This window comes from Intestinirhabdus alba (assembly GCF_009711095.1).
Classification (GTDB): domain Bacteria; phylum Pseudomonadota; class Gammaproteobacteria; order Enterobacterales; family Enterobacteriaceae; genus Intestinirhabdus; species Intestinirhabdus alba.
This window is the reverse complement of the sequence record NZ_WMJZ01000025.1, coordinates 1-20,600: the sequence shown is the minus strand read 5'-3', so window position 1 is coordinate 20,600 and position 20,600 is coordinate 1. Positions and strand designations below refer to the sequence as shown.

The following is a 20,600-nucleotide window of genomic DNA, read 5'->3' as shown; positions in this document are numbered from 1 at the left end:
ATATGCGGGTCAGCTACCTGACGCCGTGGCGGGTGAACCGCACCGCCGCCGACAGCTTCGCCCTGCCGGAGCAGATGAAGCTGGACGTTGATGGGCTGGAGACTGTGCCAACGGAGGGGGCGATTATCCGGCTGCGCTTTCCGACGGGGAGCTAGAGGCCCTGCGCCGCCGGTGGGAAATCAGCGCTTTCTGCCGCCCAGCAGGCTGCCCAGCACGCCGCGAATTATCTGCCGGGTCACCTGACGCGCCGCGCTTTTGGCGGCGCTCTGCACGACGCCGTCGCGCCTGCCGCCGCGCGGGCCGGTGCTGCCGAACAGGATCTCCTTCAGCCCGCCGAAGAGGCCGTCGTCGGCCGCTTCGGGCTTCACCGGCGGCGTATTCTGCCGTTCGGCGCTGGCCTGGACGGACTTCTGCAGCATTTCAAAGGCCGATTCGCGATCTATCTCGTCCTCGTATTTGCCGTACAGGGACGAATGATTAATCAGCCCGTTGCGCTCGTCATCGGTTACCGGCCCCATCCGCGAGCACGGGGCGATCACCATCGCCTGCTCGACCATCGACGGGCTGCCTTTGGCATCAAGAAAGGAGATCAGCGCCTCGCCGGTGCCCAGCGCCTGGATCGCTTTTTCCGTATCGAAGGCCGGATTGGCGCGCATGGTCTGCGCCGCCGCTCTTACCGCCTTCTGATCCTTCGGGGTAAAGGCGCGCAGGGCGTGCTGTACGCGGTTGCCCAGCTGGCCGAGCACGCTGTCCGGCACGTCGGACGGATTCTGCGAGACGAACCAGACGCCGACCCCCTTTGAGCGGATCAGGCGAACGACCTGCTCAATTTTATCGAGCAGGACCGGCGGCGCGTCGTTGAACAGCAGATGCGCCTCATCGAAGAAGAAGACCAGCTTTGGTTTCTCCGGATCGCCCGCTTCCGGCAACTGTTCATAAAGCTCGGAGAGCATCCACAGCAGGGTGGCGGCGTAGAGCTTCGGCATCTGATAAAGCTTTTCCGCGCTGAGGATGTTAATGACACCCCTGCCGCTGGCGTCGGTGCGCATCCAGTCCTTGATATCCAGCATCGGCTCGCCGAAGAAGTGCGTTGCGCCCTGCTGCTCCAGCGACAGCAGCCCGCGCTGAATGGCCCCCACCGACGCGCTGCTGATATTGCCGTACTGGTTGCGGAAGGATTTCGCGTTATCGCCGATGTAGCGGGTAATGGCCCGCAGATCCTTAAAGTCGAGCAGCAGCAGCCCCTGGTCGTCGGCGATGCGAAAGATAATGTCCAGCACGCCTGACTGCACCTCGTTGAGGTTAAGCAGGCGCGCCAGCAGCAGCGGCCCGAGATCGGAGACCGTCGCCCGCAGCGGATGGCCCTTTTCGCCAAAGATATCCCACAGCACCACCGGATTGTCGTGGGGCTGCCAGTCGCCGGCACCGATGGCGTTCAGCCGCGCGAGCAGCTTTTCGGATGCCTGCCCCTCCTGTGCCACGCCGGTCAGGTCGCCTTTAACGTCTGCCATAAACACCGGCACGCCGATTTCAGAGAAGGATTCGGCCAGCTTTTGCAGGGTGACGGTTTTCCCGGTCCCGGTTGCGCCGGTAATAAGGCCGTGGCGGTTGGCCATGGCCGGTAACAGATGCAGCGGCTTGTCCGGCGTGCGTGCAATCAGCAGGGGTGAGCTCATGTTTGATTCCTCCATTTATCCTGCGTCGATTATAAGCAAGCCGGAGCGAAAAAGCGGAAAAAAACATCAGCCGAAGCGCCTGAGCTCAGGCGCAGCCCTGCTGAATCAACGCGATGCTCTGGCTGATTTCGCGGCGGATCTGCGCTTCGCTCCACGACGCCAGCTGCGGTGCGAACGGCTCGAAGGCGTACACCCCCTGATAGCCTCGGGCTTCCAGCCGGGCTACCTGTTCGCCGGTGCGCAGCCGGTCGTCGGCGGTCAGCATGATGCGCTCATTGTCGGTCAGTTGCTCCCTGGGGCGGGGATCGTCCACGCCGGAAAGATGCACCAGGCCAATATCATTAACGTCGACCCGGCTTAACGCCTCGTCGGCCTGCGGGTAAAGATGATGGTGGAACGTATCGATCAGCAGCTTAAAGGGCGCGTGCGCCTGGCGGATCAGCGTCATCGCCTCGTCCGCCGAGCGCAGCGAGCTTTGCGGAAAGCCCAGCGGCTCCACCAGCCCCTGAACGCCATAGCGGGCGAACAGCGGTGCCAGCTCCTGCAGCGCGCTTTGCGTCTCTTCCGGGGCAATCTCGCTGCCGTCGTTCAGCGGGCACAGCACCAGCGCCCGTGCGCCGATGGCCCTGGCCTCTTCCAGCAGGGATTCCGTCAGGTCGCGCACCTGCCGGGTGCGGCGGTTAAAGGGATAAACGGCGTTGATGGTCAGAATGTCAATCTGATAGCGCCCGGCCAGCTCCCGCACCTGCTGATGGCTCAGGCCATCGGTGACTTTACCGCCGGGCATGTCATTGCGTAGCTCAATTTTGTTAAGCCCCAGCTCGCTGACCAGGCGAAAGAAGGACTCAATACTGAGCGATGGCGCGATTTTACGATTAATGCAGAAACGCTGGAGTGAGATAGCCATGATGATGCTCCTGACAAAAGAGTGACTGAACGGATTCGCTGTCCTGTTATTTAAAATTTTTATTTCATTGTTAGCAATGGTTGAAATGGTGATTGTTTGAGCTGCTTCGCAAATAGCACCCAGAGATGTAGTCGGTATTGACGATTAAATCGGCTAACTACGCCGTATAAAAGCGTTTTTTCACTGAGGACGCCATAAGGCATCGGGAAAAATGCGATGCTTATCACCAAAGTGATATTTCACTTTATATGATTATTGAAATATAAATTTCATATCACTACGGTTATAGCACGACAGGATCGGAAACAGGGGCAGCGTATCGCCCCCTACACTATGAGGCGAGAAGATGTCTATCACTGGAAACTTTATTGCTGGCAGAACCGTCATCAGCCGCAGCGGTGAGACGCTGCCGGTGTTCGACCCGGCCACGGGCGAGGTCGCCCGGGAGGTTGCGCTATCAACCGCGCAGGAGGTGTCTGAGGCCATTGAGGTCGCCTGCGATGCCTTCGAAGGCTGGTCGCGCACCACGCCGCTGCGCCGCGCCCGGGTGCTGTTTAACTTCAAGGCGCTGCTGGCGCAGCACGCCGAAGAGCTGGCGGGCATCATCGTCAGCGAGCACGGAAAGGTCTGGTCAGACGCGCTGGGGGAGCTGACCCGCGGTATGGAGGTGGTGGAGTTTGCCTGCGGTATACCGCACCTGATTAAAGGTGAATTTTCCCCGGATGTTGGCTCCGGCGTCGACAGTTATTCATTGATGCAGCCGCTGGGCGTGGTGGCGGGGATTACGCCATTTAATTTTCCGGCAATGGTGCCGATGTGGATGTTTCCGCTGGCGCTGGCCTGCGGCAACAGCTTCGTGCTGAAACCGCCGGCGCTGGCTCCCTCCGCGGCCGTGCGCCTGGCGGAGCTGCTGAAAGAAGCCGGCCTGCCGGACGGCGTTTTTAACGTGGTGCACTGCGGCAATGAGGCGGCGGAGCGGCTCTATACCGACCCGCGTATTGCCGCCGTGAGTTTTGTCGGCTCCTCCGGCGTGGCGGAGCATATCTATAAAACCGCCAGCGCGCATGGCAAACGGGTGCAGGCGTTCGGCGCGGCGAAAAACCACGCGATCGTTATGCCGGATGCGGATCTGGAGGCGACGGTCAGCGCGATTATGGGCGGTGCCTACGGCTCAGCGGGGGAGCGCTGTATGGCGCTGCCGGTAGTGGTGGCCGTTGGCGACGAGACGGCGGAGCGGCTGATTGCCCGCCTGAAACCGCTGGTGGAGGCGCTGAAGGTGGGGCCGGGCTGCCTGCGCGGTGGGGAAGAGAACGAAATGGGGCCGCTGGTCTCGGCGGCGCAGCGGAAAAAGGTGCTTGGCTACATTGATAAGGGCGTCAGTGAAGGGGCGACGCTGGTGGTTGACGGTCGCAGGCTGCGCGTTCCCGGCTATGAGGCGGGATACTACGTCGGCGGTACTCTGTTTGATAACGTCACTCCCGATATGACCATCTGGCGGGAAGAGATTTTTGGCCCGGTGCTGGGCATCGTGCGGGTTGCGGACTATCAAAGCGCGCTGGCGCTGGTGAATCGTCATGAGTTTGGCAACGGCAGCGCTATTTTTACCCGCAGCGGCCACGCCGCGCGCCAGTTTGTGCATGACGTGCAGGCCGGAATGGTTGGCGTCAACGTGCCGGTGCCGGTGCCGATGGCGTTCCATAGCTTTGGCGGCTGGAAACGCTCCGTCTTTGGCGCGCTGAACGTTCACGGACCGGACGGCGTGCGCTTCTATACCCGAATGAAGACCGCCACCGTGCGCTGGCCGCAGGGCGAGCGAACCGCTACGGAATTCAGTATGCCGACGCTAGGTTAACTATCAAGGAGTGCGCCATGTCTTTACTGGTTAAAGCGCAGAAAGGGGAGCATATCCAGCATATTACGCCGCAGATCGCGGGCTGGCACCATATCGGTTTTGATGTCTGCATAATAAAGCAGGGGCAAAACATTACCATCGAAAGCGGCGATCGCGAGCTTTGTCTGGTGCTGGTCTCCGGGCTGGCCTCGATAAGCACGCGCGAGGCCGATTTTCCCGGTCTGGGGCAGCGCCTGTCGCCGTTCGAACGTACGCCTCCGTGGTCGGTTTACGTGCCGCCGCAGGATAACGCCATAATAACGGCGGACGCTGATTTAGAGCTGGCGATCTGCAGCGCGCCGGGCAGGGGGACGTTTCCGGCCAGGGTTATTCGCCCGGAGGAGGTGGGCGTTGAGCGGCGCGGCGCGGGGCGTAATCAGCGGCTGGTGCATAACATTCTGCCGGACAGCGCGCCGGCGGAGTGCCTGCTGGTGGTGGAGGTGTATACCGAAGAGGGGGCGACCAGCTCGTGGCCTTCCCACAAGCATGATACCGCGCTGCCGGGTCAGGAAACCCAGCTGGAAGAGACCTATTACCACCGTTTCGATCCGCCGCAGGGTTTCGCTTTCCAGCGGGTCTATACCGACGATCGCAGCCTGGACGTCTGTATGGCTCCCTATAACCACGATGTGGTGATGGTGCCGCGCGGCTATCATCCGGTGGCGACGATTGCCGGCTACAGCAGCTACTACCTGAACGTAATGGCCGGTCCGGAGCGTAAATGGCTGTTTAGCTGGGAAGAGGACCATGCCTGGATCAACGGCGGCGGCTATCCTCGCCGCGAGTGAGGGCAGCGGCCGAATATCTCTTCTCACTAACTCAGGCGGCGGGAATAGCGTTGAAAAACCGGCCGCCCTTATCGGGCGGTCGGCGACTGAAAGGGGATCAGTGGCCTGTCTGCGGATCTTTGCTGTTGTTTAACGCCAGCGAGACGGCCAGCGTCTGGGCCAGGCACAGGGAGGCGACCTGAGAGCGAAAGCCGTCAACCTGCGCTTCGCGCAGCACGAAGCAGACGTCGCTGAACGCGGCGAGCGGGCTGACCCGGCTGTCGGTGATCGCTATCTGCCGGGCCTTACGCTGGGCTCCCAGCTCCACCAGCTCTACCACCTCGCGGGCGTACGGCGAGAAGCTGATCGCCACCACCACGTCCTTCGGCCCCACCAGACTGAGCTGTTCGGTGAACATTCCGCCCAGACCGTCGATCAGCAGCGCCTTGCGATCCAGATGGCGTAGCGCATAGGTCAGGTACGAGGCGACGCTGAAGGAGCGGCGCAGCCCGATCACGTAGATATTTTCGGCCGCCGCCAGCAGCGCCACCGCACGCTCCAGATCGTCACCGGGAGTTTGAATAGCCAACTGCTGCAGCGCCTGGCTATTGACCAGCGTGAACATATTGAGGATCTCCGTCGGCGTTTCCGGCGGCGGCGCTTCATTGCCGGCCGTCTGCCGGAACAGGCGGGCGCGTTCGGTATAGTTGGCGGTCTCTTCCATCAGGTGCTGTCTGAACATCTGTTTCATTTCATTAAAGCCGCTGAAGCCGAAAGCATTAGCGAAGCGAATCAGGGTTGAGGGCGGCACGTCCGCCTGACGGGCGATAGAGGCCACGGTGTCGAAAGCCACGCTGTTGCTGTTGTCGAGGATATAGCGGGCAACCTGTTTCAGGCGTTTGCTTAAGGTATCGTAGCGACGCCGGATTTCATCCTGCAGGATGGTCAGTTGGGTTGGATTGTTAGCCATGGATGTGCTCTGAGGAAATGAAAAAGATAGGGTTGTAGTGTACCAAATGAAGCGACATTTGAAATATACGATTCATTCTACGACGAAACAGAAAGCCCGCCTTTTTTGAAAACGGCGGGCTGAAGCGGAGGGCTAGCGGCGCGCTTCGCGCCAGTAGTCAATCAGGGCCAGGTAGTTGCGCTTCACCTCTTCAACCAGCGCCTCATCGCTGAGCTCCCCCTGCATCCAGCGGCGTGCCGGCTGGCCGAAAATAGTGCGCCCGACGGCAAAGCCTTTAATTATCGGGTGCCTGGCCGCTTCGGCGAAGCCGGCGCGCAGGCGATCCGAAGGCGCGTCCAGCCCCAGCAGCAGGATACCCCGACACCACTCATCCTCACGCGCGATAAGCGCGGAGATTTGCACCCAGCTGGCGTCGGAAAGCGGCGGCAGCTTCCACCAATCCGGGCGGATGCCGAGCCGATAAACGTGTTCGAGTACCCGGCAATAATGCCGTTCGTCCCTGTCCGGGCAGCTTGCCGGCAGTATCACCTCCAGCAGCAGCTCGTGACCCGATGTGTTACAGGCCTGCCAGATTTCCAGCAGCAGCGCGTCCTGCTCCGCGCGCAGCGCGACCGGATCGTCCGGATGATAGAAGACCAGGCACTTTACCACCTGCTCCAGCGGCCAGTTGATAAGCTGCGAGCCGATATTGCCGTGCTCCAGGCGCAGCGGGCGCGAGCCGGGCAGTTCGATGGGGCGGCCGATCCACCAGCCCTTGCCGGTGATAGCGTTAAGCGAACGCTGGCCCCAGGTATCATCGATAAGCACCCCGCTGCGCCCGTTGAGCCCCGCCTCTTTGGCCGCGGTTTCGGCAGCGGACAGCAGCAGCAGCTTCAACTGCGGAATACAGACCGTATCGCGCCCGGTCTCCCGCGCCAGCTCCGTCAGCTGTTTGCGATGATCGAAAGCGAAAATACACAGCTCGGGCCACCGTTGACGGCGGCTGGTTACCCGGTGCAGATGATTAAGGCGTGCGTCGATGTCCGGCCGCGGAACGGACTGCGCCCGTGACAGGTAATCGTCCAGTTCGATCCTCGTCGGCATGGCCGGAGCGCAGCCGTGGCGCGACACTACCAGCGCGCCGCAGGCGTTGGCATAGCGACAGGCCTGCTCCCAGCCCTCGTCGTTCAGCCAGCCGCGCAACAGCCCGGACATAAAAGCGTCGCCGGCACCGAGAACGTTAAGTACGTCAACGTTCACCCCCTGCTGCAGCGGAATGTGCTGCCAGTCGTCCGGGATCTCCCCTTCCAGCACCACGCAGCCCATCGGGCCGCGTTTGCAGACCAGCGTTGCCCCCGTGGCGTGGCGTACGTTCTTCAGCGCGGTAAGCGTATCGGTGCTGCCGCCGGCGATATGGAACTCCTCTTCGGTGCCAACGATCAAATCAAACAGGTGCAGTACCTCCTGTAGCTGCCGGGTCACCCGATCGGAGGCGATAAAGCGCGTTTCGCCGTCGCCCGGAGAGGTCAACCCCCAGAGCACCGGCCGGTAGTCGATGTCCAGCGCCGTTCGCAGGCCGTGGCGGCGTGCGTAGCCCAGCGCCGTCAACACCGCATCGCGCGTTCTGGCGTGCGACAGGTGAGTGCCGGTCACCGCCAGCGCACGGGAAGAGGCGATGTACTCTTCGTTTATATCCTCTGCGGTCAGCGCCATATCCGCGCAGTTGTCGCGGTAGAAGATCAGCGGAAAGGTCTCCTGATCTTTAATTCCCAACATAACCAGCGCGGTCAGGCGCTGCTTATCGGTAAGCAGATATTGGGTATCGACGCCCGCGCGGCTTAAGGTTTCACGCAGGAAGCGGCCGTTGTGTTCATCGCCCACCCGCGCCAGCATTGCCGATTTTAGCCCCTGAATAGCCGTGCCGTAGGCGACATTGCCAGAGGAGCCTCCCAGATATTTGGCGAAACTGCCCGCATCTTCCAGCCTGGCACCGATCTGCTGGGCGTAGAGATCGACGGCCACCCGGCCAATGCAGATAACGTCGAGGCGCTTAACTGCTCTGTTCATCGTTAACGTTTCCTTTTGCCTGCCTGCTGTCTGGTCAGGATCGCCACGGCGATCGGCTTCCGCGAACAGCCTGATGGTTATTACTATTTTTTAGTTTGAGAAATAAAAATTTCATTTTCAAACATATTTGGAATTTAAAAATCAAAACTGTGAAGGATCTACCACTCTATGGCGTCGACAGGCACTTTAACGACACGGAGTTTGATCCGGTTGTCGGGGTCTTTTACAACCATACTTAATAATATATTTTATTTGTTTATTAATGAGTTAGTTGTTTTGGGTGCGCCGTAAAAACATAGCGGAGCGGCCCATAAATGTAAGCGAAAGGTGTGGGATCTGTAGAGAGTTTGATCCTTCTCGCAAAATGAAATATTTCTTTTGTATTTATGTTTTATGAAAAAAATGTTTGCTTATAATCGCCAGATATTCCAGCGGGCGTTAGCGGCTTTCCTCGACCCCGGCCAGCCACGCTGGCGGCGTAACAACGCGAACCCGCGCGGCAGATACTGAACGATTAAGGATTGTGCATATGGGCAAACTGAGACTGACAATGGCGCAGGCGCTGGTTAAGTTCCTCGATAACCAGTATCTGGAGATGGATGGCGAAACATACAAATTTGTGAAGGGAATTTTCGCTATTTTCGGCCATGGCAACGTGCTGGGGCTGGGGCAGGCGCTGGAGCAGGACAGCGGTGACATGCAGGTTTATCAGGGGCGCAATGAGCAGGGGATGGCTCATGCGGCGACCGGTTTCGCCAGGCACTCTCTGCGCCGTCAGATTATCGCCTGCACCTCCTCCGTCGGTCCGGGCGCGGCAAACATGATTACCGCCGCCGCAACGGCGACCGCCAACCGCATTCCGCTGCTGTTACTCCCCGGCGATGTCTTCGCTACCCGCCAGCCGGACCCGGTTTTGCAGCAGATCGAGCAGAGCCACGATCTCAGCATTACCACCAACGACGCCTTTCGCGCGGTCAGTAAATACTGGGACCGCATTATGCGGCCGGAGCAGCTGATGAGCGCCTGCGTTAATGCGATGCGCGTGCTGACGGACCCGGCGGAAACCGGCGCGGTCACGCTGTGCCTGCCGCAGGACGTGCAGGGGGAGGCCTGGGATTATCCGGCGTCATTTTTTACCCGTCGGGTTCATCGCCCCGATCGGCGTCCGGCCAGCGCCGCGCAGCTGGCGGCGGCGGTAGACGCCATAAAAGCCAGCCGCAGACCGCTGATCGTCTGCGGCGGCGGGGTGAAATACGCCGCGGCCGGCGACGCGCTGGCCCGCTTTGCCGGGCGCTACGGCGTTCCGTTTGCGGAGACCCAGGCGGGCAAGGGTGCCATTGTTTCGTCCCATCCGCTTAACGTCGGCGGGGTGGGGGAAACCGGCTGCCTGGCCGCTAACCAGCTGGCCAAAGAGGCGGACCTGGTTATCGGCCTGGGGACGCGCTTCAGCGATTTTACCACCTCATCGAAATGGATTTTTCAGCACCCTGGCGTCCGTTTTCTGAACGTTAACGTCAGCAATTTCGACGCCTGGAAGCTGGACGGCATACCGCTGCTGGCGGACGCGCGCGAAGCCTTAGCCGCGCTGGACGCGGCGCTGGACGCCGAAAGCTGGCGGGCGCAGTGGGGGGAGCGGCTCGAGAGCGCGCAGAACCGTCAGATGAAAGAGACCCGGCGCGTTTACCAGGCGGTATGGCGGGAAAGCGATTTCGTGCCGGAAATCGACGATAGCCTGGATCGGCAAGCGGTGTTTCGTGAATTCCGCCAGCTTACCGGCTCCACCCTGACCCAAAGCAGCGTGCTTGGCGTATTGAATGAAACGCTGCCTGCAGACGCAACGATCGTCGCAGCGGCGGGCAGCCTGCCCGGCGATCTGCAGCGTATCTGGCGCAACCGGGTGCCGAATACCTATCACGTTGAGTATGGCTACTCCTGCATGGGTTACGAAATCAACGCCGCCCTCGGCGTGAAGCTGGCGCAGCCGCAGAGCGAGGTTTATTCACTGGTTGGCGACGGCTCTTTCATGATGCTGCACTCTGAGCTGATTACCTCTCTGCAGGAGGGGGCCAAGATTAACGTCGTGCTGTTCGACAATATGGCCAACGGCTGTATCAACAATCTGCAGATGGAGCACGGAATGGGCAGTTTCGCCACGGAGTTCCGCTACCGCCAGGCCGGGCGCGGCGCGCTGAAGGGCGGTCTGATACCGGTAGATTTTGCGGCTATCGCCGCCGGCTACGGCTGTAAAAGCTGGCGCGTCACCAGCCTTGATGAGCTGCGCCAGGCGCTGGCGGCCGCCCGCGGTGAAACCGTCAGCACGCTGATCGACATAAAAGTGCTGCCTAAAACGATGGTACATAAGTACGGCAGTTGGTGGAACGTTGGCGTTGCCCAGACGGCGCTGTCAGAACGCATACGCCGCGTGGCGGAGCAGATGAATAAAACGCGCGCGCAGGCGCGGGATTACTAACGATACCTGAACCCTACATAACCACGGAGACACTCTCTATGACACTCAAATTAGGCGTCATCGGCGCGGGCGCTATCGGTAAAGAACATATCCGCCGCTGCACCCAGGTATTACAGGGGGCCACGGTAGTGGCCGTTTCAGATATTAATCCAGACAGCGCGTGGGCGGCGGCGGCGCTGCCGGGCGTGTGTGCGGAAGTCTACGCCGACGGCCATGACGTGATTCGTTCCACCGACGTCGAAGCCGTGCTGATCGCCTCCTGGGACCCAACCCATGAGGAGTATACGCTGGCCGCGATAGCCGCCGGCAAGCCGGTGTTCTGCGAAAAGCCGCTGGCGATGAGCGCCGAGGGATGTCGACGCATTGTCGATGCGGAAATAGAGGCCGGCCGCCGTCTGGTGCAGGTTGGTTTTATGCGGCCTTATGACGAAGGCTATCGGGCGCTGAAGAAAGCGATTGACGACGGCGCTATCGGCGCGCCGCTGCTGCTGCGCTGCGCCCATCGCAATCCGAAGGTTGACGAGAGTTACACCACCGACATGGCGATTACCAATACCCTGATCCACGAGCTGGACGTGCTGCGCTGGCTGTTAAATGACGACTACCGCTCCGTTCAGGTGCGTTTCCCACGCTCTACTTCTCATACCCATGGGCGGCTTAAGGACCCGCAGATCGTCTCCTTTGAGACCCGGAAGGGAACCCTGATCGACGTTGAAATTTTTGTGAACTGCCAGTACGGCTACGACATCCAGTGCGAGGTGGTGGGAGAAACGGGCGTTGCCCGCCTGCCGGAGCCGTCGGCGGTACAAATGCGTCGGGACGCCAGCCTGTCGACCGCAATCCTTACCGACTGGAAAGATCGCTTTATCACCGCCTATGACGCCGAGCTGCAGGCGTTTATCAACGACGTCGCTGCCGGTCGGCTGCGGGGGCCGTCGGCCTGGGACGGCTACGCAGCCTCCGTCGCGGCCGACGCCTGCCTGAAGGCGCAGAAGAACGGCGGGTCCGTTGCCATAGCGCTGCCGGAGCGCCCGTCTTTCTACGCTTGCTGAAGCGATCTCCGACGATAACCCGTATTCAGACAGGTAACGACCATGAAAATAGCTTTCGATGTCGATGTGATTAAGGACCTCGGTATCACGCGGATGGTCCATCAGGTGGCGGAGTGGGGCTACAGGTACATTGAGCAATCGCCGCACCCGCAGATTAATCCGTTTTATAAGCACCCCCGCGCCAGCCGGGAGATTATGGCCGAGTACCGGCAGGCGCTGCGCGATACCGGCCTGGCGATCTCCTCTTTGATTTGCGTTTATCGCTGGTCCGGCCCGGATGAGCTGCGGCGTCAGGCGGCGGTAAAGAACTGGAAACGGCTGATCGAAATTGCCGTTGAGATGGACGTACAGGTGATTAACAGCGAATTTTCCGGCGATCCGAATCAGCCGGAAATTTGCGAAGAGATGTTTTACCGCTCTATGGACGAGCTGCTGCCCATCTTTGAACGCGAAGGTATCCGCGTGGAAATTCAGGCGCATCCGTGGGATTTCTGCGAAGAGAACAACGAGACGGTCGATATCGTGAAGTCGTTTCGCAGCGAGCACGTGAAGTATGTCTACAGCGTTCCGCACACCTTCTTTTATGACAAAGGAAAAGGCGATGTGGAGAAAATGCTGCGCTATGCGGGTCAGGATCTCTCTCACGTGCTGATTGCGGATACCCGCAATCACACCCGCCACTGCCGCTACATCGTCAATCCGCCGGGCGTTGACGCCGCGGTCCATCAGCACGTGGGGGTAGGGGAAGGGGACGTCGATTTTGACACGCTGTTCAGCACGTTACGCGATATGGACTTTGCCGGGCGAACCTTTAGCGTTGGCGGCGAGCCGATTATATGTACCTCGCTGTTTGGCTATCCGGAAAAGATGAAATACCAGGCCGTGGAAACCCGCGAACTTATCGAACGTGAACTGCTGCGCCGTTAAGGCGCGGCGACAGGAGCGGAATGATGAATAAAGATAACGTGAAACTGGCGATAGCCCCCATCGGCTGGACGAATGACGATATGCCGGAGCTGGGCTGTGAAAATACGTTTCAACAGACGGTCAGCGAAATGGCGCTGGCGGGCTTCAGCGGTAGCGAAGTTGGCAGCAAATATCCGCGCGATCCGGCGGTGCTCGCGCCCATGCTGGCGATTCGCGGAATAGAGATCTGCAACGCCTGGTTCAGCACCTTTTTTGCCGACGGGCAGCGGGACAGAACCCTTGATGAGTTTGTCAATCATATGAACTTTCTTCACGCCATGGGCGCGAAGGTCATTGGCTGTTCCGAGCAGAGCGGAAGTATTCAGGGGCAAAACAGGCCGATTCTGGGCGGTGAAAAGCCCTGCTTCAGCGACGAGGCGTGGCAGCGGGTTGCCGAGGGCTATAACACCCTGGGACGCCTGGCCGCGGAAAAAGGTATGCAGGTGTGTTTACACCACCATATGGGGACCGGCATCCAGACCGCGGCGGAGATCGACAGATTTATGTCGCTGGTGGATGAGCGCGTCTATCTGCTGTACGACACCGGTCACGCCTGGTATGCCGAAGGCGGAGAGGAGCCAATGCTGGCGATCCTCAGGAAGTATTTGCCGCGAATCAATCACGTCCATCTGAAGGACGTGCGACCGGCGGTAATTGACCAGGTGCGTCGTGAAGGTCTGTCGTTTCTGGACGGCGTAAGGAAAGGCACCTTCACGGTTCCTGGCGACGGCGCGATAGATTTTCGTCCGGTATTCAGGGCGCTGGAGGAAGCTGACTATCGGGGCTGGATGGTCGTTGAGGCAGAGCAGGACCCGGCGCGGGCAAATCCATTCGAGTATGCGCTAAAAGCGCGCAAATACATTTACGAAACGGCGGGTATCTGATCGTCGGTCGTCTCAGGTTACGCAGCGGCGTAGCCTGTTCTTACTTACTTATCACTACATCACAGATGAGCGTCATCCGCGTCTGTGGGGCAGGAAGCCTCTGCGTTCAGACAAAAGCATATCTTCCCTCTATAAGGCAGGTTACTGGAGTCTACTATGTCAAAGGAACACTATCTCACACTCAATAAAGCGTCGGGACCAAACAGCGATGTTCCGACAACGCCTTTCGTTAAGGTCGTGGCCCTGATTGCAACCCTGGGGGGGCTGCTGTTTGGTTATGATACCGGCGTCATTTCCGGCGCATTGCTGTTTATGGGCAAAGAGCTGCAGCTTACCCCCCTGACCACTGGTCTGGTGACCAGCTCCCTGCTGTTCGGTGCCGCCTTTGGCGCGCTGCTCTCCGGGCATCTGGCCGATGCCGCAGGCAGAAAGAAAATCATCCTCGGACTGGCGGTGATTTTCGCCGTCGGCGCGATGGGCACCGCGATGGCGCCGGACGTCAACTGGATGATTTTCTTCCGCCTGGTACTCGGCGTGGCGGTGGGCGGGGCGGCGGCGACAGTGCCGGTTTATATTGCCGAAATCGCGCCGGCCAACAGGCGCGGGCAGTTGGTTACGCTGCAGGAGCTAATGATTGTCTCCGGACAACTGCTGGCCTATATCTCTAACGCGGCGTTTCATGAGCTGTGGGGAGGAGAGAATACCTGGCGCTGGATGCTGGCGGTCGCCACGCTGCCCGCGGTGCTGCTGTGGTTTGGCATGATGTTTATGCCGGATTCACCGCGCTGGTACGCGATGAAAGGGCGGCTGGCGGAGGCCAGGCGCGTGCTGGAACGCACTCGCCGTCAGGAGGACGTCGAGTGGGAGCTGATGGAAATTAGCGAAACGCTGGAAGAGCAGCGTGGTGAGGGCAAACCGCGGGTGCGTGAAATCATGACGCCGTGGCTGTTTAAGCTGTTTTCGATCGGCGTCGGCATTGCGGTTATCCAGCAGATGACCGGTGTGAACACCATTATGTACTACGCGCCGACGGTGTTGACGACGGTTGGGATGACCGATAACGCGGCGCTGTTCGCCACCGTCGCCAACGGCGTTGTTTCGGTACTGATGACCTTCGTCGGCATCTGGATGCTGGGAAAAATGGGACGCCGCCCGATGACCATGATTGGCCAGTTTGGCTGCACCCTTTGTCTGGTATTTATTGGCGCGGTGAGCTGGCTGCTTCCGGAGACGGTGAACGGCCAGCCGGACGCGCTGCGCGCCTATATGGTGCTGATTGGGATGCTCTTGTTTCTGAGCTTTCAGCAGGGGGCGCTATCGCCGGTGACCTGGCTGCTGTTATCAGAAATTTTTCCAATCCGGCTGCGCGGGATCTTTATGGGCGGAGCGGTATTTTCGATGTGGATCGCTAACTTTATTATCTCGCTGTGTTTCCCGGTTCTGCTGGCGTGGCTGGGCCTTTCCGGTACGTTCTTTATTTTCGCCGCTATCGGCCTGGCCGGCGCGCTGTTTGTGATTAAATGCGTGCCGGAAACCCGCAATCGTAGTCTGGAGCAGATAGAGCACTATCTGCGGGATACACTCCGCTCCGACCGGGAAGAACCCGACCGCAGCGCCAACCAGGCCTGGGGTTCTGCGCAGAAGGATGAGGCGTAGCGCAAGCTGCGGAGCGACGCTCCGGCCATCTTTCCGGTGTGCGCGCTCCGGGGCCGGTACGGGAGCGGCCGCCGCCCGATGACGTCAGAAGTCGGCCTTCAGCACTACGCGATAGCGGGCCTTACCGTCGCGAACGTGGCGGATAGCCTCGTTAATTTGCGACATAGGATAGAGCTCAACGGTCGGGGCGATCCCGCAGCGTCCGGCAAATTTCATCAGCTTGCGCAGCTCGAAGGGGGTGCCGGTTGCCGAGCCGGAGATGCTGCGATCGCCGGCAATCAGGGTGAACGCCGGCACCGGCAGCGGCTTCATCACCGCGCCGACGGTATGAAAATTGCCGCCATAAGCCAACGCTTCGAACCAGGGCTGCCAGTCGAGATCGACGTTAACGGTATTTACGATCAGATCGAACTGGCCCGCCAGCGCCTTCAGCGCCTGTGGATCGCGGCTGTTAACCACCTTATCGGCCCCCATCGCCCGTACTTCCTGCTCCTTTGCCGGATTAGAGCTGAAGGCGGTTACCTCGCAGCCCATCGCGTGGAGCAGCTTGATGGCGATATGTCCGAGACCGCCGATACCGATCACCCCGACGCGGCTGGTGGCGGTGATATGGTGCATCAGCAGCGGTTTAAAGACCGTGATGCCGCCGCACAGCAGAGGCCCGGCGGATTCAATGTCGATATTATCCGGCAGCGGGATTATCCACTGCCAGCCCGCGCGCAGCTTCTCGGCAAAGCCGCCGTTGTTCAGGATCGTCGGCACCGCGCCTTCCAGGCAGTTGATGTGGTTGCCGCTGATGCAGGCGTCGCAGTGGCCGCAACTGCGCGCCGTCCAGCCGATGCCGACCCGCTGGCCTGGCTTCAGGCCTTTGTCCTGCGCCGCGCTGCCGAGGGCAACTATGCGGCCGATAACTTCATGTCCGGCGATCAGCGGATAGCGCGACATGCCCCATTCGTTATCGATCATCGACAGATCGGAGTGGCAGATCCCGCAGTATTCAACCTGCACTTCGACATCTTCCGGCCTGAGCTCGCCCGCATCATAGTCATAGCGTTCCAGTTCGCCGCCCGCCTCTTTTGCGGCATAGCTTTTTATCATGTTCATGGCATTCTCTTCGTGTGGTTTGGCTTTGGAAGTGTAGAGCATGCCGCGACCGGGCGCTTTGCGGGTGGAAGAAGGGGAAGAAGCGGGCGATAAGAAAGCGCCGATTTTTTCAACACTTAGCGAACCGGGAACAGGCTGCCGCTTGCATGGCTGCGCGTGACAGGTATAATCCACACGTTTTCCGCATCCCTTTCCGTGCCGGAGTGGCGAAATCGGTAGACGCAGTTGATTCAAAATCAACCGTAGAAATACGTGCCGGTTCGAGTCCGGCCTTCGGCACCATTGTGGAAAAATCAGTCACCTTAAGGTGGCTTTTTTTATATCCATAACCTTCCATAAACATCCATATCTTATTGTTTATTAAAAGATTAAATGTTATCTCCCTTCCTCCTGATCTGTTCATTTTATCCGCGCTGGTCTTTTTTTGTCCATTGACATCCAGATGATTTGGGGGTCAAGATGAGGGTCAATTCACTTCGATTAGGAGTTGACCCCCAATTATGGCCCTGACAGACGTTGTAGCCCGCACCGCCAAGCCTCGCGAGAAAGCCTATAAACTCGCTGATGCACATGGACTATACCTGCTGATAAGCCCTGGCGGCTCTAAGCGCTGGTATCTCAAGTATCGTTTCGAAGGCAAGGAAAGTCGCATCGCTTTTGGCGCTTATCCTCTAATCTCGTTAGCAAAGGCCCGTGAGAAGCGTGATGAGGTACGGCTGTTATTGGCTGAAGGTATCAACCCGGCAGAAAAACGGGGGAAAGAAAAGGAAGAAGCACAGGCCGCATTGATTACCTTTGAGAAAGTCGCGAGAGACTGGCATCGGTACATTAGTCAGAATCGCTGGTCAGAAACGCATGCCGGACGGGTATGGCGCGATATGGAACGTAATATTTTGCCGGCGATAGGCCATCGCCACATAGCGGACCTGAAGACTAAAGACTTGCTTGAGCCGCTGAAAGCCGTGGAGCAAAACGGCCATCTCGATTTGGCGTCACGGCTACGTCAGCGGGTGACCGATATTATGCGCTATGCGGTGCAGAACGATCTGATAGAGCGCAATCCTGCTCAGGATCTTTCTGGTGCGATAGCGCCGCCGAAGGCAACCCATCGCCCGGCGTTGAAGCTGGATAAGCTTCCGGATTTTCTGGCAAGGATCGAAAGTTATAAAGGGCGGGCATTAACCACCCTGGCCTTAAAGTTCACACTGTGCGTTTTTATCCGTTCCAGTGAACTGCGCTTTGCCCGCTGGGCCGAGATCGACTTTAAACGCGCTATGTGGACGATACCGGCTGAACGTGAAGCGATCCCCGGTGTAAAACATTCTCAGCGCGGGGCAAAAATGCGCACTGAACACTTAGTACCGTTATCCCGTCAGGCTTTGGCGCTGCTGAAAGAGATTAAGGCAATCAGTGGCGGTCACGAACTGATATTCCCGGGCGATCGTCGTCCAACTAAACCCATGAGTGAAAATACCGTCAATAATGCGTTGCGGGTCATGGGATATGACACCACGACCGAACTGTGCGGGCATGGTTTCCGCACAATGGCCTGTAGCGCTTTGGTTGAATCCGGGCTGTGGTCGCGGGATGCTGTCGAGCGGCAAATGAGCCACCAGGAGCGTAATAGCGTGCGGGCGGCCTATATCCATAAGGCCGAACATATCGAAGAACGGCGGCTGATGCTGCAATGGTGGGCGGATTATCTGGATGCGAATCGGGAAGGGTATGTGGTGCCGTATGAGTTTAAGGGAACGTACTAATAGGGAGGTCTTTTATGTTAAAAGATATACACTTTCGATTTATCGGATTTCACGGTAGCCGTGGTAGATGTCATATCAGGCTTATCAGGGCAGCTCGCGATAAACCTATGGTTATTGTGTGTAGTCAATATATGAGTTATTACGGCACTTCGGTAACAAATGCGGTTGAAATTATAGCAGAGAAATTGTTTTATGATATAGTCAATGAGAGAATTGAAGGTGAAAAAATAAACTTTCCCTTTTCTATCTATCGGCACTGGCACAGTGATGCTAATTTTTTTGATAAGTTCCTTTCTTTTCTTTTTCCCAGAAAGTATAGATCCAGGTTTTCTTCATTAAAGATTAATATTGTAGAGTCTTTTTCTAAAATAATTTGGGTAGAGAATTATCCTGAAAAATTCTCGGTGTATAGTAATAGAAAACATATATCGATTGTGGAAATGGGTAGGGATGGATCCCCCCGCTGGCTTAGCATTAATAGTGATTATTTTTTAAAGAAAACAGGACTTACTCTTACGGAAGCTTTACCTGATGATGATGTATTGGATTTAAATAAAATAGAAATAAAAATGGATTATTCCAAAGAGGATTTTGACGAACTGGGAAGTTTACATGGTTATAGCATTTCTCGTTGGACTAAAAAAATTGTAGAGCAATTACCGGAGAGGTTGTCTGCATTTAGACATGAGCATTCCATAAGCGAAGCAGACGATATTAATGAATTATCAATTCATGATCAAATTAGTAAGTTCTTTTGTGTCGAGTTACCGGTGTCCGAGCTGTTTGAAAGAGAGTTCAGATTTTCTAAAATATTAGATGCTAATCATAAAGGAAAAGAAAAGGCAGCAGATTTTGTTCTTTATAAACCAAATCGTGAGATAGATTCGGTTCTTGAAGTTAAACGTACCTCATGTTCTAATAATAACCTTGAATATGAAATAAAAAAAGATTTGGCCAGGCTTCTTCTTTTGTCTGAAAGATTAAGTTGTTATTGTTATTTTCTGTTGTATGGGAATGTTGATATATTGGAAGGGATATCTTCAAAACTCGATAAATACTTATCTTTCAATGATGATAGTTCTTTTATAACAAGAGAGTTCTTAATTAATCAGAATGATTTTAAATCTGAGTATAGTGATCTTCTTTATGCTAATGGCATAAAATCAGGGGGGAGTATGTTACAAGGGAAAAATTTTGTACAAAAGAATGGGGTTTATCTTTGGCAGATAGCTGTTTACTCAGATATGTTAATGCAGCATAGAGGATATGAATTTATATTAAAAAAATACAAGTAAAGTGAATCGTATTTTAATCGTTTTTATAAAGCATTCATGAGTATTAAATTTTGCTGGGAATACTATTTAGCAAATATTCGTATGTTACAACGCTCCCGCCCCTTCCCAGGGGGGCGGGAGCTAATACGTCTTATAGGGCTTATTTTCCCTGCGATTCTGAATATCCAAGAATCATTTCTGCCAGATCGTCTTCCACCGCATAAAAATAACAAGCCGGAACGTGTAGTACCGATGCCAACCGACAGGCAAGTTCAAAGTCTGGTGTGTGAATACCGCGCTCATATTGATTCATTCGGGCACTGGCTGTTGCTTCATCGATTCCGGCAAGAATCCCTAACCGTTCCTGCGACAGGCCAGCCTTTAAACGTGCGGCTTTTAAGCGATGAGGTAGCATGAGAATCCTGATTTCTTGTGTGGCTTGTCGCGATTCTCATCTGTACGTCTTGAAAATATACTAAGTAATCCTTAGTATTTGATGCATACTATTACCCGAAGTTTTATTGGAGATAGGTATGGCATCACATCATGACTGGCATCCGGCAGATATCATCGCCGCCTTGCGCAAGAAAGGCACGACTCTGGCTGCGTTATCGCGCTCTGCGGGACTCAGTTCTTCAACGCTTGCCAATGTGCTTTCTCGTCCCTGGCCAAAAGGGGAATGGCTTGTGGCCACGGCGCTGGACGTTCATCCTGCGGAAATCTGGCCCAGCCGTTATTTTGATAGTTCTGGTACGCTACTGGACAGAAAAATGCGCATAAGGAGAAAATTGAATGAAGAAGGTAAACAGCCTGCTATTTGATCGATCGTCAGTCGTTGTTTATTTCTCAGATGAATACCTGCATGTACAGGTTAAGGGAAAAGCACGGTTAAATATCCCGCTCAAAAACTTCCCTCGCCTCGAACGCGCTACGGTAGAACAGAGAGAGCGCTTCACCCTTAACGCATGCGGGGGAATCCATTGGGCGGAAATTGATGAGGATATCAATATTGAGGCGCTTTATGCGGGGGCAATCAGGGATATGACTCATCGTAAATGATCATATGTGGTATGGGTACAAATATCGGTTAGATCCCGGACTGATGTTTATTCGCATATTCCAGTATTATCTCCGCCAGATCGAGAGCGTTCAGAATTCTGTGTCACGTTAAAAATGC

General features: G+C 56.8%; 18 protein-coding genes and 1 tRNA gene. 13 read left to right on the top strand and 6 right to left on the bottom strand.

Features of this window, described 5'->3' with window-relative positions:
- Window positions 1–2: 2 nt before the first annotated feature.
- Window positions 3–155, top strand: a complete 153-nt coding sequence (locus tag GJV78_RS16630) for a fimbria/pilus outer membrane usher protein (protein ID WP_155109388.1) — start codon at window positions 3–5, stop codon at window positions 153–155.
- A gap of 24 nt (window positions 156–179) precedes the next feature.
- Here the strand turns inward: GJV78_RS16630 and GJV78_RS16625 are convergent, their stop codons facing one another.
- Window positions 180–1,676, bottom strand: coding sequence for a helicase HerA-like C-terminal domain-containing protein (locus GJV78_RS16625; protein WP_155109387.1), 1,497 nt, complete (start codon window positions 1,674–1,676; stop codon window positions 180–182).
- 85 nt (window positions 1,677–1,761) lie between these two features.
- Complete coding sequence (locus GJV78_RS16620) at window positions 1,762–2,583, bottom strand: TIM barrel protein (RefSeq protein WP_155109386.1); 822 nt, start codon at window positions 2,581–2,583, stop codon at window positions 1,762–1,764.
- A gap of 346 nt (window positions 2,584–2,929) precedes the next feature.
- Between GJV78_RS16620 and GJV78_RS16615 the strand changes: the two genes are divergently transcribed.
- Together GJV78_RS16615 and iolB are read left to right on the top strand one after the other, a co-directional pair.
- On the top strand, window positions 2,930–4,435 hold the full coding sequence (locus GJV78_RS16615) for a CoA-acylating methylmalonate-semialdehyde dehydrogenase (protein ID WP_155109385.1): 1,506 nt from the start codon (window positions 2,930–2,932) through the stop codon (window positions 4,433–4,435).
- Between the two features lie 17 nt (window positions 4,436–4,452).
- Window positions 4,453–5,262, top strand: coding sequence for a 5-deoxy-glucuronate isomerase (iolB, locus tag GJV78_RS16610; RefSeq protein WP_155109384.1), 810 nt, complete (start codon window positions 4,453–4,455; stop codon window positions 5,260–5,262).
- Between the two features lie 97 nt (window positions 5,263–5,359).
- Here the strand turns inward: iolB and GJV78_RS16605 are convergent, their stop codons facing one another.
- On the bottom strand, window positions 5,360–6,211 hold the full coding sequence (locus GJV78_RS16605; protein WP_155109383.1) for a MurR/RpiR family transcriptional regulator: 852 nt from the start codon (window positions 6,209–6,211) through the stop codon (window positions 5,360–5,362).
- A gap of 132 nt (window positions 6,212–6,343) precedes the next feature.
- The gene (locus tag GJV78_RS16600; protein ID WP_155109382.1) at window positions 6,344–8,257 is read right to left on the bottom strand and encodes a bifunctional 5-dehydro-2-deoxygluconokinase/5-dehydro-2-deoxyphosphogluconate aldolase; all 1,914 of its coding nucleotides are present in this window, start codon (window positions 8,255–8,257) and stop codon (window positions 6,344–6,346) included.
- A 529-nt stretch (window positions 8,258–8,786) separates the two neighbouring features.
- On the opposite strand from GJV78_RS16600, the gene iolD reads away from it, so the two are divergent.
- The 5 genes from iolD (at window position 8,787) to GJV78_RS16575 (ending at window position 15,285) form a co-directional block, all read left to right on the top strand.
- A complete protein-coding gene (gene iolD, locus GJV78_RS16595; protein WP_155109381.1) occupies window positions 8,787–10,727 on the top strand; it encodes a 3D-(3,5/4)-trihydroxycyclohexane-1,2-dione acylhydrolase (decyclizing) in 1,941 nt (646 codons plus the stop codon).
- Window positions 10,728–10,765: 38 nt separating this feature from the next.
- Window positions 10,766–11,779 (top strand): Gfo/Idh/MocA family oxidoreductase, encoded by a 1,014-nt coding sequence (locus GJV78_RS16590; protein ID WP_155109380.1) that lies wholly within the window; start codon window positions 10,766–10,768, stop codon window positions 11,777–11,779.
- A 42-nt stretch (window positions 11,780–11,821) separates the two neighbouring features.
- The gene (locus GJV78_RS16585) at window positions 11,822–12,706 is read left to right on the top strand and encodes a sugar phosphate isomerase/epimerase family protein (protein ID WP_155109379.1); all 885 of its coding nucleotides are present in this window, start codon (window positions 11,822–11,824) and stop codon (window positions 12,704–12,706) included.
- A 23-nt stretch (window positions 12,707–12,729) separates the two neighbouring features.
- Entirely contained in the window at window positions 12,730–13,629 is a 900-nt protein-coding gene (gene iolE / locus GJV78_RS16580) for a myo-inosose-2 dehydratase (RefSeq protein ID WP_155109426.1), read from the top strand.
- 156 nt (window positions 13,630–13,785) lie between these two features.
- Entirely contained in the window at window positions 13,786–15,285 is a 1,500-nt protein-coding gene (locus tag GJV78_RS16575; RefSeq protein WP_155109378.1) for a sugar porter family MFS transporter, read from the top strand.
- A gap of 84 nt (window positions 15,286–15,369) precedes the next feature.
- Here the strand turns inward: GJV78_RS16575 and ahr are convergent, their stop codons facing one another.
- Complete coding sequence (gene ahr / locus GJV78_RS16570) at window positions 15,370–16,389, bottom strand: NADPH-dependent aldehyde reductase Ahr (protein ID WP_155109377.1); 1,020 nt, start codon at window positions 16,387–16,389, stop codon at window positions 15,370–15,372.
- A 197-nt stretch (window positions 16,390–16,586) separates the two neighbouring features.
- On the opposite strand from ahr, the gene GJV78_RS16565 reads away from it, so the two are divergent.
- The 3 genes from GJV78_RS16565 (at window position 16,587) to GJV78_RS16555 (ending at window position 19,444) form a co-directional block, all read left to right on the top strand.
- Window positions 16,587–16,671 (top strand) — tRNA-Leu (locus tag GJV78_RS16565).
- Between the two features lie 218 nt (window positions 16,672–16,889).
- Window positions 16,890–18,149 (top strand): tyrosine-type recombinase/integrase, encoded by a 1,260-nt coding sequence (locus GJV78_RS16560; RefSeq protein ID WP_155109376.1) that lies wholly within the window; start codon window positions 16,890–16,892, stop codon window positions 18,147–18,149.
- A gap of 14 nt (window positions 18,150–18,163) precedes the next feature.
- On the top strand, window positions 18,164–19,444 hold the full coding sequence (locus GJV78_RS16555; RefSeq protein WP_155109375.1) for a hypothetical protein: 1,281 nt from the start codon (window positions 18,164–18,166) through the stop codon (window positions 19,442–19,444).
- Window positions 19,445–19,583: 139 nt separating this feature from the next.
- Here GJV78_RS16555 and GJV78_RS16550 read toward each other — a convergent pair whose 3' ends face one another.
- Entirely contained in the window at window positions 19,584–19,838 is a 255-nt protein-coding gene (locus GJV78_RS16550) for a helix-turn-helix transcriptional regulator (protein WP_154777802.1), read from the bottom strand.
- A gap of 118 nt (window positions 19,839–19,956) precedes the next feature.
- Between GJV78_RS16550 and GJV78_RS16545 the strand changes: the two genes are divergently transcribed.
- Both GJV78_RS16545 and GJV78_RS16540 read left to right on the top strand, forming a co-directional pair.
- Window positions 19,957–20,244, top strand: a complete 288-nt coding sequence (locus tag GJV78_RS16545; protein ID WP_155109374.1) for a helix-turn-helix domain-containing protein — start codon at window positions 19,957–19,959, stop codon at window positions 20,242–20,244.
- Complete coding sequence (locus GJV78_RS16540) at window positions 20,216–20,482, top strand: DUF2442 domain-containing protein (protein WP_155109373.1); 267 nt, start codon at window positions 20,216–20,218, stop codon at window positions 20,480–20,482. Before GJV78_RS16545 ends, GJV78_RS16540 begins: the two co-directional genes overlap by 29 nt.
- The last annotated feature ends 118 nt before the right edge of the window (window positions 20,483–20,600 follow it).